Origin of the sequence: uncultured Tenacibaculum sp. (assembly GCF_947499065.1) — a bacterium.
Taxonomy (GTDB): Bacteria; Bacteroidota; Bacteroidia; order Flavobacteriales; family Flavobacteriaceae; genus Polaribacter.
Window position 1 is genome coordinate 103,337 of record NZ_CANMMT010000006.1, and the last position, 15,215, is coordinate 118,551.

General features: G+C 31.1%; 9 protein-coding genes and 2 tRNA genes. 8 read left to right on the plus strand and 3 right to left on the minus strand.

Annotation, left to right across the window (positions count from 1 at the left end):
- Nucleotides 1-215: 215 nt before the first annotated feature.
- Both Q0958_RS13080 and Q0958_RS13085 read right to left on the minus strand, forming a co-directional pair.
- The gene (locus tag Q0958_RS13080; protein ID WP_299123783.1) at nucleotides 216-1,052 is read right to left on the minus strand and encodes a GNAT family N-acetyltransferase; all 837 of its coding nucleotides are present in this window, start codon (nucleotides 1,050-1,052) and stop codon (nucleotides 216-218) included.
- Between the two features lie 11 nt (nucleotides 1,053-1,063).
- The gene (locus tag Q0958_RS13085; RefSeq protein ID WP_299123786.1) at nucleotides 1,064-2,155 is read right to left on the minus strand and encodes a bestrophin family ion channel; all 1,092 of its coding nucleotides are present in this window, start codon (nucleotides 2,153-2,155) and stop codon (nucleotides 1,064-1,066) included.
- A 75-nt stretch (nucleotides 2,156-2,230) separates the two neighbouring features.
- Here Q0958_RS13085 and Q0958_RS13090 point away from each other — a divergent pair, with 75 nt between their 5' ends.
- From Q0958_RS13090 to Q0958_RS13100, 3 genes are all read left to right on the plus strand, one after another.
- Entirely contained in the window at nucleotides 2,231-4,735 is a 2,505-nt protein-coding gene (locus Q0958_RS13090; protein WP_299123789.1) for a M14 family metallopeptidase, read from the plus strand.
- A gap of 96 nt (nucleotides 4,736-4,831) precedes the next feature.
- The gene (locus Q0958_RS13095; RefSeq protein WP_299123791.1) at nucleotides 4,832-8,491 is read left to right on the plus strand and encodes a reprolysin-like metallopeptidase; all 3,660 of its coding nucleotides are present in this window, start codon (nucleotides 4,832-4,834) and stop codon (nucleotides 8,489-8,491) included.
- A 204-nt stretch (nucleotides 8,492-8,695) separates the two neighbouring features.
- Entirely contained in the window at nucleotides 8,696-8,851 is a 156-nt protein-coding gene (locus tag Q0958_RS13100; RefSeq protein WP_150900668.1) for a YqaE/Pmp3 family membrane protein, read from the plus strand.
- Nucleotides 8,852-9,067: 216 nt separating this feature from the next.
- Here the strand turns inward: Q0958_RS13100 and pafA are convergent, their stop codons facing one another.
- Nucleotides 9,068-10,714: an alkaline phosphatase PafA gene (gene pafA, locus Q0958_RS13105; RefSeq protein ID WP_299123795.1), complete on the minus strand. Its 1,647-nt coding sequence runs from the start codon at nucleotides 10,712-10,714 to the stop codon at nucleotides 9,068-9,070.
- Between the two features lie 118 nt (nucleotides 10,715-10,832).
- Here pafA and Q0958_RS13110 point away from each other — a divergent pair, with 118 nt between their 5' ends.
- The 5 genes from Q0958_RS13110 (at nucleotide 10,833) to Q0958_RS13130 (ending at nucleotide 15,173) form a co-directional block, all read left to right on the plus strand.
- A complete protein-coding gene (locus Q0958_RS13110) occupies nucleotides 10,833-11,573 on the plus strand; it encodes an ABC transporter permease (RefSeq protein WP_150900670.1) in 741 nt (246 codons plus the stop codon).
- Nucleotides 11,573-12,337 carry an ATP-binding cassette domain-containing protein gene (locus tag Q0958_RS13115; protein ID WP_299123798.1) on the plus strand — a complete coding sequence of 255 codons (765 nt, stop codon included), beginning with the start codon at nucleotides 11,573-11,575 and terminating at the stop codon, nucleotides 12,335-12,337. Before Q0958_RS13110 ends, Q0958_RS13115 begins: the two co-directional genes overlap by 1 nt.
- A gap of 125 nt (nucleotides 12,338-12,462) precedes the next feature.
- A tRNA-Lys gene (locus Q0958_RS13120) sits at nucleotides 12,463-12,535 on the plus strand.
- Between the two features lie 45 nt (nucleotides 12,536-12,580).
- A tRNA-Tyr gene (locus tag Q0958_RS13125) sits at nucleotides 12,581-12,663 on the plus strand.
- A 110-nt stretch (nucleotides 12,664-12,773) separates the two neighbouring features.
- Nucleotides 12,774-15,173 carry a TonB-dependent receptor gene (locus tag Q0958_RS13130; protein WP_299123800.1) on the plus strand — a complete coding sequence of 800 codons (2,400 nt, stop codon included), beginning with the start codon at nucleotides 12,774-12,776 and terminating at the stop codon, nucleotides 15,171-15,173.
- Nucleotides 15,174-15,215 lie beyond the last annotated feature (42 nt).

A 15,215-nucleotide genomic window follows, 5' to 3' on the forward strand; every position in this document is an offset into this window, starting at 1 on the left:
TTTGTTACAAATTAAATAAATTTAATCTTTTTATGGTTTGTTAAAAATAAAATTCACTCTAAAATAGGGTGTTTTGTGTTTGTTTGGTTTTTGAAATGGCTTTTTTTATAAAAAAAAACTATTTTAATTGAAAAAGAACTTCTTAAAAAATCAATTTGACATTATTGATAAACGAAAATTATTTTGATTATCTTTTTGTTTTGATTTTTAGAGGTTTATGAGTGTGGTTGGTCAATTTTTAAATTCATTTCAAATTGATTAATGATGTTTTCAAGTCCAATATTTTTGAGGGCAATAACTTTAGAAGATAGCCTTGTGTCAACGTTGTTTATTTTAATAGTCTCTGATAACTTTTTAATACCAGAGAAAAGTCTTTCCCAACCTATATTTGAATTGTTTAATAAATCAAATTGAGCCAGATAATTTTGTTCTGCATTGATAATAAAGAAGGATTCAGGTATATCATTATACATTATTTGAAAAAATTGGTAGTTTCCTCTTACTATAGACTCTTTTTGATTATCCCAAGAATAGTATGATTGATTTGGAAGTTGATTCCAGTTTAGATTCTTTAAGTCTATTTCTTTTAATTCATATCCAGGTGAATTATCTATTTTTATTTGCCCTCTAAAGCATTTGTAAGTTTTAGAAGTTTTGAACCCAATATTTTTATATAAATGAATGGCTTTTTTATTTTCTGTAATAACTTCTAAAGAACTTTGTTGAATGTTGTTGGTTTTAAATTCTTTGAAAGCGTGTTTGTATATGGATTGAATTATTTTTTTTCCTCGATATTCAGGAATTACACCAGTACCAGTATTAAAAGCTATTAATGTTCCATTTCTTTCATCAATAGCATGAATTATAAATCCAACTAACTTTTCTCCATCAAACATGCCATAAGAAAATTCAAAATCAACCTTAGCTGCTTTCCATCTTTCCTGATAATATATTTGGCCTTTAGGCATGGGAACAAAATAGTTTTCAAAAGCTAATAAGAAGCATTCAATAATTTTTTCAAATGGGGTAGTAGATAAATTTTTTACAGTCATTATAGGGGCTTTTACAAAACAATATCATTATTCCATTTATAAGGTTCTGGAATATCAGTATCGTCTATTAATTGTCGAATATCTATTTCTATACCTCTACTCATGTTTGTAATAGGGACATCATTCGGACCTCCCTCAAAAGGATTTTCAGAATTTTCACCAATAGCTTCCATAGAATAAAATACCCATGCGATTAGTGTACTAAAAGGAACAGAAAACCATTCGAAATGACGAGAAATAAATACTTGAACTTTATGCATAATTGCTGTTCTGGATTGATGGTTAGCTAAGGTTTCGGTAATTCTGTCACCTAAAGCTTCAAATTCTTGCATCATACCATAAGGTAAAAGAATAATAAATACCCAAACAAACATAAAGTTTAAAGTAGCAAATTGACGAGGGTATGGAAAGTTTTTAATACGTTCTGATTTTCCTTGTAAAGTATATAATTCAACGATTACTTTTTCAAGCTCCATATGTCGGAAATTATCTATGAATCCTTCATCGTGAAGTTCTTTGATTCGTCTAGATTGAATTCCTAATAATTGAGAAGCTTGATTTCCTTTAGTAAAAACTTCGTTATATTCAGCTTCAGAAATATAAGGTGAGATAGCCTCCTTGATTGGAATATTATCTTCAGGTACGTAAACATTTTCTTCTCTAAATTCTCTATTAGATTTACTAAGTTTAATATGGTTTTCCCAAGGTTTGTCTTTGCGCATTTGGTAGCGTAATGCGGTTAACCATGCAACATGTCTGTGAACTAATTCTCTATGTATGGTTTTTAATTCACTAGGAGTTATTTGATCGTTTTTAATAAAGTCTTTTACCATAACGGTAAAAGATCTTGAAGTGTTTACAATGCCTCCCCAAATTTTACGAGCTTCCCATAATCTGTCATAAGAAGCATTGTTTTTAAAACTTACAATAAAAGAAACAGCGGTACCCAAAACACCTAAAGGAAGCCATGGTACATATAACCATTTCCATCCCATAACGTCAAATAAAAATACGGGGATAAGACTAAGTAGGATAAAAACATAAATATACCTTCTAGTCCATCTTAGCATCCCTTTAATTGGATAAGTTTTTTTAGTATACATAGAAACCAGTTAGTTAGTAATCAAAAATAACGTTTTTGATTTAATATATTTGTGAATCTATCAAACAACAAATTCATGAAAAAAGTTTTTTTATACTTAGTATTATCTCTATCAGTTTCAGTTCTAGCTCAACAAAAAGTAGATTTGTCATATTATTTACCTAGTGATGTGAGTTATGATAAAAACATACCAACTCCAGAATCTATTATAGGTCATGAGGTAGGGGAATGGCATATTACTCACGATAAATTAGTGTCTTATATGAAAGCTTTAGCAAAGGCTTCAAATAGAGTAACTATTGAAAATAGAGGAGAAACTTATGAAGGTAGACCTTTATTGTTACTGACAATTACAGCGCCTAAGAATCATCAAAACTTAGAGGAGATAAGGAAAAAGCATATTGAAATAACAGACAATGCTTCGATAAATTTGTCTAACCAACCAATTATTGTATATCAAGGATTTTCAATTCATGGAAATGAGCCAAGTGGTTCTAATGCAGCATTAGCAGCAGCGTATTATTTAGCAGCGGCTCAAGGTCCAAAAATAAATGAGTTATTGAATAATACAGTAATTTTATTTGACCCTTCATTAAATCCAGATGGTTTACAACGTTTTGCTTATTGGGCAAATACCAATAAAGCAAGCAATATAAATCCAGATCCTAATGATAGAGAGTATCATGAAGTTTGGCCGGGAGGAAGAACAAATCACTATTGGTTTGATATGAATAGAGATTGGTTACCTGTACAGTTGCCAGAGAGTACAGCTAGAATTAAAACATTTCATAAATGGTTGCCTAATATTTTAACAGATCATCATGAGATGGGTACTAATTCTACTTTCTTTTTTCAGCCAGGAATTCCAAGTAGAACAAATCCGTTAACTCCTCAAATGAACCAAGATTTAACAAAAGAGATTGCAACTTATCATGCAAAAGCTTTTGATAAAATTGGGTCTACATATTATTCTGAAGAAAGCTTTGACGATTTTTATTATGGAAAGGGTTCAACATTTCCAGATATCAATGGAAGTATAGGGATTTTGTTTGAACAAGGAAGTTCACGTGGACATGCACAGGAAAGTGATAATGGAGTATTAACCTTTCCATTTACAATTAGAAATCAGTTTACAGCAACATTATCAACATTGGAAGCTGCTAAAAATATGCGAGAAAAAATCTTGAAATATCAACAAGGTTTTTATGAGGAATCAAGGAGGTCAACAGAAAATAAGGCATTTGTATTTGGAGATGAAAAGGATGCAATCAAAAGTTATCATTTAGCTGAGGTATTAAAAAAGCATAAAGTAAAACTTCATGAGTTAAAATCAGATTTAAAAGTTAATGGAAAACATTTTAAAAAAGGATATAGTTATGCAATACCAATGAATCAGAAAAATAATCGATTGGTAAAGGCAATGTTTGATGTGAGAACTACCTTTAAAGATAGTCTGTTTTATGATGTTTCTGCTTGGACATTTAATCATGCATTTGGAGTAGATTTTGCTAAAAATGTTTCATTATCTAAAGTGGGTAATGAGATACTCGATTTAAAAAAGAAATCAGGAAGTATTCAAAATAAAAGCACAGTAGGATATTTATTTGCTTGGAATGAATATGAAGCACCAAAGGCTTTAAATGAAATTTTAGAAAAGGGACTGAGAACTAAAGTTGCAATGAAGCAGTTTAAAAATAATAACAAACCATACGATTATGGAACTATTTTCATTCCTGCACAAAATCAAAAGTTAAATAATACCGAATTGTTTGCTTATTTAGAAAAAGTTGCAATGAAAAATCATATTGAAATAACAGGTGTTTCAACAGGCTTGAATGATGGTATAGATTTAGGTAGTAGAAATTTTAGAGCTGTAAAAGAACCAAAAGTAGCCATGTTGGTAGGAAGAGGAATAACAAGTTATGATGCAGGTGAAATCTGGCATTTGTTAGATCAACGTTTTGATATGAAGCTTACTAAATTAGATATGTCTTATGTATCAAGAGTAAATTTAAGTAAATACACTACCATAATAGTACCTAATAGCTATTCAATAGATAAGAACTTGGAAGGAAAATTAAGGGATTGGGTTCGTAAAGGAGGTATATTAATAGGGTATAGAAATGCGGTTAACTGGATGTCTAAGAAAGGATTTATTTCATTGAAATTTAATAAACCTAAAATGGATACGGTGAAAAATGTATCATTTGAAAATCGTTCTTTACAGTCGGGAGCACAAGTTATAGGTGGTGCAATTTTTGAAGCTTCAATAGATCGTTCACATCCAATAAACTTTGGTTATAAAAATAATAAGATAGCATTATTTAGAAATACAAGACAATTCATTCAACCTGATAAAAAAAGTTATAATAATCCAATTCAGTATACAAATAACCCATTATTGAGTGGATATATTTCAAAAGAAAATTTAAAGGAATTAAAGAATACAGTTCCCTTTAAATCTCAGCGTTTGGGAGCTGGAAAAGTAATTGTATTTACCGATAATACAAATTTTAGAGGATTTTGGTTTGGAACAAATAAATTATTGATGAACGCTATATTTTTCGGGAGCTTGATGTAGATATGGTGTTTTTAAATATCTGTTTTTTAGCTTGTTACTTTTTTGTGTGAAGTTTTTTTATATCTTTAACGAAATAAATTTTAAGTCCCCCAGATTATGAAAAACAAGCTATTTTTAGCCATGTCCTTGGCTACGTCTGTTTTATTTTCTCAAAACAGCGAATTATGGAAAAAACAAGCAAATGGAAAAGTAAGAGCTAGTGTTTCTGCACTAGAAAAAAGATTGCCCGATAAAGAGATTTATCAACTAGATTTAGAAGCGTTTAAACAAGCTTTAATAAATGCACCTCAGAGAAAATCAGGTAAACAATCTAGTGTAATTATATCTTTTCCAAATGCTGATGGAAAGTTAGAAAAGTACCGAGTTTCAGAAGCTTCGGTGTTACATCCGACCTTATCTCAAAAGTACCCAGATATTAAGTCTTACATGGGTGTAGGTGTTGATAATCCTTCAGATAGGATTCGTTTTAGTCTTTCAAATGCTAAAGGTTTGCAAAGTATGCGTCTAGGAATTGATAAACCTACAGTGTTTATTGAACCTTATTCAGCAGATTTAAAAAGATATACTATCTATAAAAAATCTGATAAGCCTAGAGATGTAAATGGATTCAAATGTGATGTAGATCCAAACAACAGAAATAAAAGTACAGGGAGTTCTTCTCAGCATAAAAATGCAGATGATGGAACTTTAAGAACGTATCGTATTGCTATTTCTGCAACAGGTGAGTATACAGCGCATCATGGTGGTACCAAAGCACAAGCATTGGCAGCAATGAATACAACAATGACAAGGGTTAATGGAATCTATGAAACAGATTTTAATGTAACTATGATTATTATTGCGAATAATGAAGATGTAATTTATACGAATGCATCAACAGACCCTTATTCAAATGGAAGTTTTAATTCACAAGTACAATCAACTTTAACTAGTGTTATTGGTGAAGCGAATTATGATATAGGACATTTATTTGCAAAAGCATCAAATAATGGAAACGCAGGTTGTATTGGATGTGTTTGTGTAGATGGAAGTAAAGGTAGTGCATTTACTTCGCGTACTACTCCAGAAGGAGATCCTTTTGATGTAGATTTTGTAGCTCATGAAATTGGACATCAATTTGGAGGTAATCATACTTTTACAATAAGAAATGAAGGAACCAATGTGCATATGGAACCAGGAAGTGGTACTACCATAATGGGATATGCAGGTATAACAGGGGCAACAGATGTGCAACCAAATAGTGATCCATATTTTCATGCAATAAATATTCAGCAAATTACTAATTATATTAAAACAACTTCATGTCAAACAAATACTTCAACAGGAAATAATGTGCCAACAGTAAATGCTGGTAGTGATTATACAATTCCAAAAGGAACTGCATTTGTATTAACAGGATCTGCTACCGATACAGACGCGTCTGATGTGCTTTCATATTGTTGGGAACAAATGGATGAAAACAATGCAGCTACAAAGTATCCTAGTGTAACAGCTACAGCAGGAGTTGCTTTTAGGTCTTATTCTCCAACAACAAATGCATCAAGGTATTTCCCTAGATTAGAAACAGTAAAAGCAGGAAATACTTCTTGGCAATGGGAAGCAGTTCCAGATGTTGCTAGAAGTTTAAACTTTAGGTTAACGGTAAGAGATAACAGAGCAGGAGGAGGAACAAATAATAGTGATGATATGGTGGTTACTGTAAATGGAACAGCAGGGCCTTTTGTAGTAAATTCACCAAATACAGCAGTTACTTTAACAGCAGGAGCAACTGAAACTGTTACTTGGAATGTAGCAGGTACTACAGCTAATGGAGTAAATGCTGCAAATGTTGATATTTTAATGTCTACTGATGGTGGAGATACTTATCCAGTAGTATTAGCGAGTGGAGTTCCTAATGACGGATCTCATGATATTACGGTGCCAAACTCAGTAGGAAATCAAAATAGAATAATGGTTAGAGGAACTAACCATATCTTCTTCGATATTTCAAATACAAACTTTACTATTTCAAATCCGTTACCATGTACAGCATCAGTTCCAACTGGAGTTAGTGTAAGTGGAGTTACAGATTCAGCAGCTACAGTTTCTTGGAATACAGTATCAGGAGCAACTTATACTGTTGAGTATAAAAAAGCATCAGATGCTTCTTGGACTTCAAATAATGCATCAGGAACCACTACTACGTTATCTGGTTTAGATGCAAATACAGCTTATGAAGTTAGAGTTAAGAGTGTTTGTACAGATGGTACTTCATCTAGTTTTAGTGCAACAGCTAATTTTACAACAACAGATGTTCAATTAACATACTGTACAGCTAAAAGTACAAATGTAAATGATGAGTATATTTCTAATGTGAAATTAAATACAATAAATAATACTTCAACAGGTCAATTCTATTCAGACTTTACAAATATTTCAACTACTATAACTAAAGGAGCTTCAGAAACAATTACCATTACTCCAACTTGGACTGGAACAACTTATAGTGAAGGTTATGGAGTTTGGATTGATTATAATAAAAATGGAGTGTTTACAGATGCTGGAGAGCTGGTTTGGAGTAAATCTCCTTCAACAGATACGCCAGTGTCAGGAAGTTTCACAGTACCTGCATCAGCAGTTACAGGAGATACTAGAATGAGAGTAATTTTACGTTATAATGCAGTACCTAGTCCATGTGGTGAATTTACTTATGGAGAGGTAGAAGATTATACAGTTACAATAGCAGGTGCTGGAGCAGATACAGTAGCGCCAGTAATAACCTTGTTAGGAAATAGTGTTGAAAACATAAATGTTGGAGATTCGTATACAGATGCTGGAGCAACAGCAAGTGATAATGTCGATGGAAATATTACTGCTAATATTGTAGTAACAGGTTCTGTAGATGCAAATACACAAGGAACTTATACATTAACTTATAATGTGTCTGATGCAGCAGGTAATGCAGCAACAGCAGTAACTAGAACTGTTAACGTAAATGCAGTTACAGCTGGTTGTACAGGAGGAATAGATAGTTATCCTTATGCACAATCTTTTGATTCATCTTTTGGTTCATGGACACAATCTAGTGCTGATGATATTAATTGGACAAGAAGAACAGGAAGTACACCATCTAGCGGAACAGGTCCTTCATCTGCAAATAATGGTTCACATTATATTTATGTAGAGGCTTCTGGTAGAAATACAGGATATCCAAATAAAAGAGCAATTATAAATTCACCATGTTATGACTTATCAGGATTAAGTTCTGCTTCAATTTCGTTCAAATATCACATGTATGGAGCTACCAATATGGGAACTATCGACTTAGAAGTTAGTGAGGACGATGGAGCTAATTGGACTTCAATCTGGAATCAATCAGGAAATAAAGGAAACTCTTGGTTAACAGCTACTGTAAGCTTAAATGATTATGTAGGAAAAGGTATTAAATTACGTTTTAACCGTGTAACAGGAAATACATGGCAAGCAGATATTGCTATTGATAACTTCCAGGTTACTGGTTCAAATTCAGCAATTACTACAAGAGGAGGTGTTCTTGAGTTTGCAATTTATCCGAATCCAGTTGGAAACCAAATAAATTTAGTGAAGCCAATAGGTTATGAAAAAGTAAATTATACTATTTATAATACATTAGGTCAAAGAATTAAGAAAGGTATTGCTACTAATAATATTGATGTTAGTGGTTTAAAATCGGCTATTTATACAATTGTAATTGAAAAGGATACAGATGTAAAGAGTATCCGATTTATAAAGAAATAGCTTATAAAATAAACTGTTTAGAAGTAACTTTCTAAACAGTTTTCATTTTTGCATTGCATTAATTGAATTGTTTTTAAAATCGAAAAGCATTGATTATCGTTTATAATCAATGCTTTTTTCTTTTCAAAATTGCCTTTTATTGCTGTAAACTGTAACAAAATAAAGGAATATTCGTCTTTATAGTATATTAATCAAAAAAATACTATGAGTTTATTAAGAGTTTTACTAGCAATTTTTTTTCCACCATTATCTGTTTTAGGTAAAGGATGTGGATCTGTAGTAATTGTTTTTTTATTAACCCTTTGTGGTTGGGTACCAGGAGTTATTGGTGCTTTGGTTATATTAAATAATCCAAAATAAAAAATGTGACTTTTTTAAAATTGATGTGTCTAAATAGTTAGAAACCAAAAATATAAAAATATGATTTACATTTTTTTTACACTACTTACAGCTTTTATAATGAAGAGTTATATTTCAAATACATATAAATATAAAACGTGTAAAGTATATTGTAAAAGAAAATAGAATATTCTGTACATTATTTGAAAAGAAAAAAGCGCTCATTGAGCGCTTTTTTTATTCTAATACTTCTTCTATAATCTTTCCAGTGGTTCCGTTAGGGAATTCAATTTGTAATAAATTAGAGATTGTAGGTGCAATATCAATTATTTCATATTTTTTCTTTGATGAACCTTGATTAATACCATTTCCGTAGAAAATCATAGGGATATGAGTATCATAAGAATATCCAGAACCATGAGAGGTACCCCCATTTTTATAATAAGCACTAAGTGTAGATGGATTTGGAATTAATAGAATATCTCCAGAAAACTTTTGATTGTAACCGTTCTGTAATGAATTTAAAATACCATTGGTAAAAGTGGTAGTTTGTAATGTTTTTGCAGTTACAGATTTATAGATGTTTTTATAATTGATTGCTTCGTCAGCTATTTTTTGAGCAACAGTATGTACATCTAATTTTAACTCTTCAATTTTCTTTTTATTTAAGAAGATTTGAAAATTAGAAATACTCTCAACTAATGCATCTGAATTAAAATACTTTTTAGTAATATCATTTACATAAGATTTAAATTCTGTATAACTAAAATAATCAGCAGGGATTTTAACAGATTTAAGATAAGCTGGAACTTGAACAGCAGCGTGATCAGCTGTTAAAAATAAAGTGTAATTGTCCTCACCAATTTCAGTATCTAAAAACTGAAATAAATCAGATAAATCTTTATCTAATCTCAAATAAGTGTCTTCAACTTCTTTAGAAGCAACTCCAAATTGATGTCCGACATAATCAGTAGAAGAATAGCTGATAGCTAAAAAATCAATAAATTCAGATTTACCTAAGTTTTCTCCAATAATAGCAGCTTTAGCAAAATCGGTAGTCAAGGTATTACCAGCTGGTGTTGCTTTTATGATACTATAGTTTTTGTTTTCACTTTTTAAATTAGGTATGTCATGAGGGAAAATAGGTTTTTCTTCTCCTTTAAAAGGTTTTTCAAAATTATTATCATCAGCAATACTTTCAGTATAAGTGTTGATGTCATATAAGGTTTCCCATGGTTGTTTCAGGTATTCATCTACTATCTTAGAATTGTTAAACTCTTGTACCCAATTAGGAAGATTGTTCATATAATAAGATGAGGTAATCCATTTCCCTATATCACGACCATAAAACCAATAAGCACCGTCAGCAGCATGACCAGCTGGTAAAATTGCTGAACGGTCTTTGATAGCAACTCCAATAGTCTTACCATTCATATTTTGTGCTAATTTTAATTGATCAGTTATTGTAGTCGTTAGCATTCTATTAGGAGATTTCTTTCCTCCATCACCATCATAACCTACAGTATTATAATTACTATCATCTACACAATACACCATTTCTTTAGTGTATTTGTCGTACCAAGTGTTACTAATTATAGCATGGTTCGTAGGAGTTGTTCCTGTATAAATTGAAGCATGACCAACAGCAGTATAGGTTGGTATATAATTATAATGAGCATTCTCCAGAGAAAACCCATCTTCTAATAAACGTTTAAATCCATCTTCACCATATTTAGAAGCAAAACGAATTAAATAATCATAGCGCATTTGGTCAATTACTACACCAATAACTAGTTTAGGTTTATGAGTGCTTTTTTTAGGGGCTATGACACAACTAATTAAACAAGTTGTGGCTAAAGCAGCTAAACATATTATTTTTTTCATGATTAATTTTAAAAATTTAGAACCAAAGGTAAGTAAAAAGAGTGCTAAAACTCATAAATAACATGAAGAGTTAATGGTTTTTTAATACTTTAGCAGTAAAGAAAAATAGAATAGTTTAATGAATTATATTGAGCATATTGGAAAGTACTTTCTAATGCTAAAACAAGTTTTTACAAAACCGCAAAGAGCTAGGGTTTTTCGAGAAGCTTTATTTAGGGAAATTGAAGAGTTAGGACTTAAGTCGTTGGGGATTATAGCTTTCATATCTTTTTTTATTGGAGGAGTTATTGCTTTACAAACAGCATTGAATTTAGAAAACCCGTTTATACCAAAATCACTAATTGGTTTTGCGGCTAAACGTTCAGTAATCTTAGAATTTGCACCAACATTTTGTTCAATTATTTTAGCAGGAAAAGTAGGGTCTTATATCACTTCAAGTATAGGAACAATGCGTGTAACAGAGCAAATAGATGCTTTAGAAGTAATGGGGATAAATTCGTTAAACTATTTAGTATTGCCTAAAATTATAGCGACTTTATTCTTCTACCCGTTCTTAATTGTATTAGCTATGTTCTTAGGGATTTTTGGTGGATGGGTAGCTGGAGTACTTTCAGGACTGTTTTCTGGAATAGATTATATTACTGGGGTTCAAATGGAGTTTAATCCTTTTTTACTTACTTATGCAATTATTAAAACTTTAGTTTTTGCGTTTTTAATAGCTACGGTTCCTTCTTATCATGGGTATTATGTAAAAGGAGGTTCTTTAGAAGTTGGTAAAGCAAGTACGCAATCGGTAGTTTGGACTACTGTAATAATTGTTATCGCTAATTATTTCTTAACTCAAATGTTGTTAACCTAATGATAGAAGTAAATAAATTACATAAAGGATTTAATGGAGTTGAGATTTTAAAAGGAATTACAACTTCGTTTAAACCAGGAGAAACAAGTTTAATTATAGGGCAAAGTGGTTCAGGAAAAACCGTTTTTTTAAAATCATTAATAGGTTTACATACACCAGAAAAAGGAACTATAATCTATGATGGTCGTGTAAATACAGAAATGACTATAGAAGATAAACGAAGCTTTAGGAAAGAGCTAGGAATGGTTTTTCAAGGAAGTGCTTTATTCGATTCTCAAACAGTTGAAGAGAATGTGATGTTTCCTCTAAAAATGTTTACAAAACAGCCTGAGAGTGAAATGTTGGATAGAGTAAACTTTGTTTTAAAAAGAGTAAACTTAGAGAACTCAAATAAAAAATTTCCAGCAGAATTATCAGGAGGAATGCAAAAGCGTGTAGCAATAGCGAGAGCAATTGTAATGAATCCAAGATACCTGTTTTGTGATGAACCTAATTCAGGGTTAGATCCACAAACATCAATTGTTATTGATAATTTAATTCAAGAAATTACTGATGAGTATAAAATAACAACTGTTATTAATACCCACGACATGAATTCCGTTATGGAAATAGGAGATAAGATAGTATTTCTTAAAAATGGAGTGAAAGCATGGGAAGGTTCGCACAAAGAAATCTTTAAAACAGACAATGAAGCGATTGTTGATTTTGTGTATTCATCTAATTTATTTAAAAAAGTTAGAAAAGCATATTTAAATGATGTTTAGGTAACTTTCTGTGTATTAAGAGATAAAAAAATAAGTACAATTTTTTTAAAAATAAAGTCAAAAAAAAGTTTGTAGAATTAAAAATACCTTCTATATTTGCACCCGCTAACGCGAAAAAAAACAATGACCGGGTAGCTCAGTTGGTAGAGCATCTCCCTTTTAAGGAGAGGGTCCTGGGTTCGAGCCCCAGCCCGGTCACAAGTTTTTTAGAGTTTATCAGATTAGATAAATTTGAAAAGCTCTGGGGAGATTCCAGAGCGGCCAAATGGGACGGACTGTAACTCCGTTGTCTTACGACTTCGCAGGTTCGAATCCTGCTCTCCCCACAAGCCTCAGTTTTTACTGAGGTTTTTTTGTGTTCTAAAATGATTTGTTTAACTTTTTTGATTATTTGTTAAACAAATTGTATTTTAGCATAGCTTTAAATTTCTGATATATGAAACGTATACTTGTATTGTGGTTGATATTTCAAACATTTTTAACCGTAGGTCAAAATCTAGGAGAAATTTCAGGGAGAATAATTGATTCTAAAACAAGAGAAACAATTCCTTATGTAAATGTATTGGTTTATGGTACTTCAGTAGGTGCTGTTTCTGATGATGAAGGTAATTTTAGGATAACTAACGTTCCTTTAGGTTACAACAAGCTACAAGTTTCATTTGTAGGTTACCAATCGTTAATTACAGATGAATATTTAGTTACTAAAGACAATTCTCCTTACATAACAGTAGTGCTGAAAGAAAATTCAACAACATTAAAAGAAGTTGAGGTTAAGGCAAACTTATTTAAAAAATCAATAGAGAGTCCTCTATCATTACAAACATTAGGTGTTGCAGAAATAGAGAAAAACCCAGGGGGAAATAGAGATGTTTTAAAAGTAATTCAATCTTTTCCTGGAGTGGCTTCAAATCCAGGATTTAGAAACGATATCATTATTAGAGGAGGAGCAACATCAGAAAATAAATTTTATTTAGATGGGATTGAAGTACCGGTAATAAATCACTTTCAAACACAAGGAGCTACAGGAGGACCTGTTGGGGTAATGAATGCAGATTTAATTAGAAAAGTAGATTTTTATTCTAGTGCTTTTCCTGCAAATAGAGGTAGTACATTGAGTTCGGTTATAGAATTTACTCAGAAAGTTGGAAATAAAAAATCGCTGAATACAAGAGCTACTTTAGGAACTTCAGATGCAGGAATTACATTAGACGGTCCTATTGGTGATAAAACCACTTTTATGTTATCTGTGCGTCAATCGTATCTTCAGTTTTTATTCAAACTGATAAAACTACCTTTTTTACCAACGTATAATGATTTTCAATTAAATGTAAAATCTGAATTAACTAAAAATAGCGAGTTGTCAATTATAGCATTAGGTGCTATAGATGATTTTGAGTTAAATGAAACGGTAAACGATGGAGAAACAGATGAAGAAACTATAAAACGAAATAAAGTAATATTAAATACAGTGCCAGTAAATAGTCAATGGAATTATACTGTTGGAGCTAGTTATAAATATTTTGCTGAAGAAGCTACACATTTAGTGGTTTTAAGTAGAAATGAACTTAAAAATAAGGCTGTAAAGTATTTTATGAATGAAGAGATAGCTCCAAATTTATTATTGAATTATAGCTCAAAAGAAACAGAAACAAAGTTTAGATATGAGTTGAATTTAGATGCTAAAAACAATTATAAAATAAACATAGGTTCAAATTTTGAAACAGCGACATATTTAAACAACACTTATAGGAAAGTAGCAAATAGTCAAGGAGTTTTTGAAGATGTTTTTAATTCAGAAATAGATTTTATTAAATATGGTGTTTTCGGTCAGATTTCAAAGGAATATTTAGATAATAAATTAGGAATATCTTTTGGTTTTAGATTGGATGGTGTGGATTATAATAGTGAAATGAGAAATGTATTTAACCAGTTTTCACCTAGACTTTCTTTGAATTATTTGTTAACAGATAAATGGTCAGTAAATGGATCTATTGGACGATATTATCAATTGCCATCTTATACTGTTTTGGGGTTTAAGAATAATGCAGGTGAGTTTGTAAATAAAAAAGGATTAAAATATATACAATCAAATCATTTAGTAGCAGGTTTATCGTATAAACCAAATACAAGTTCTAAAGTTACTTTTGAAGCGTTTCATAAGTCTTATGATAATTATCCATTTTCGGTAAGGAATCAAATAAGTTTAGCAAATTTAGGAGATGATTTTGGTATTGTAGGGAATGAAGAAGTAGTCTCTAATTCGCAAGGAAGGTCTTATGGTTTTGAGTTTTTAGCTCAAAAAAAATCGTATGATGGTTTATATGGAATTGCATCTTATACATTTGTAAGAAGTGAATTTAAAAATGCGTTAGGACAATACATACCGTCTACTTGGGATAATAGACATCTAATAACTATTACAGCGGGAAAAAAACTGAAGAAAAACTGGGAGATTGGTACTAAGTTTAGATTGGTAGGAGGAAAGCCTTTTACTCCTTATAATTTAAATGCATCGTCGTTAATATCAAATTATGATGTTAGAAATGGAGGTGTTTTAGATTATACTAAATTAAATGAAGAACGTTTGGATACTTACACACAATTAGATTTTAGAGTAGATAAGACGTGGTATTTAAAAAGGGCAGCTATAAATTTATATTTAGATATACAGAATGTTTATGCTAGTAGCTCTAAGCAACGTCCTTTTTTATTGCCAACAGAAGATCAAAATGGAAGGGTTACAGATCCTAATGATAGTTCAAGGTATCTTTTAGAAGAAGTAGAGAGTACTACTGGTAGAGCTTTGCCAAGAATTGGAGTTATTGTAGATTTTTAAGAGTGTGAAATTTTTAATGATAGTTAAAAAATGTAAATTGCT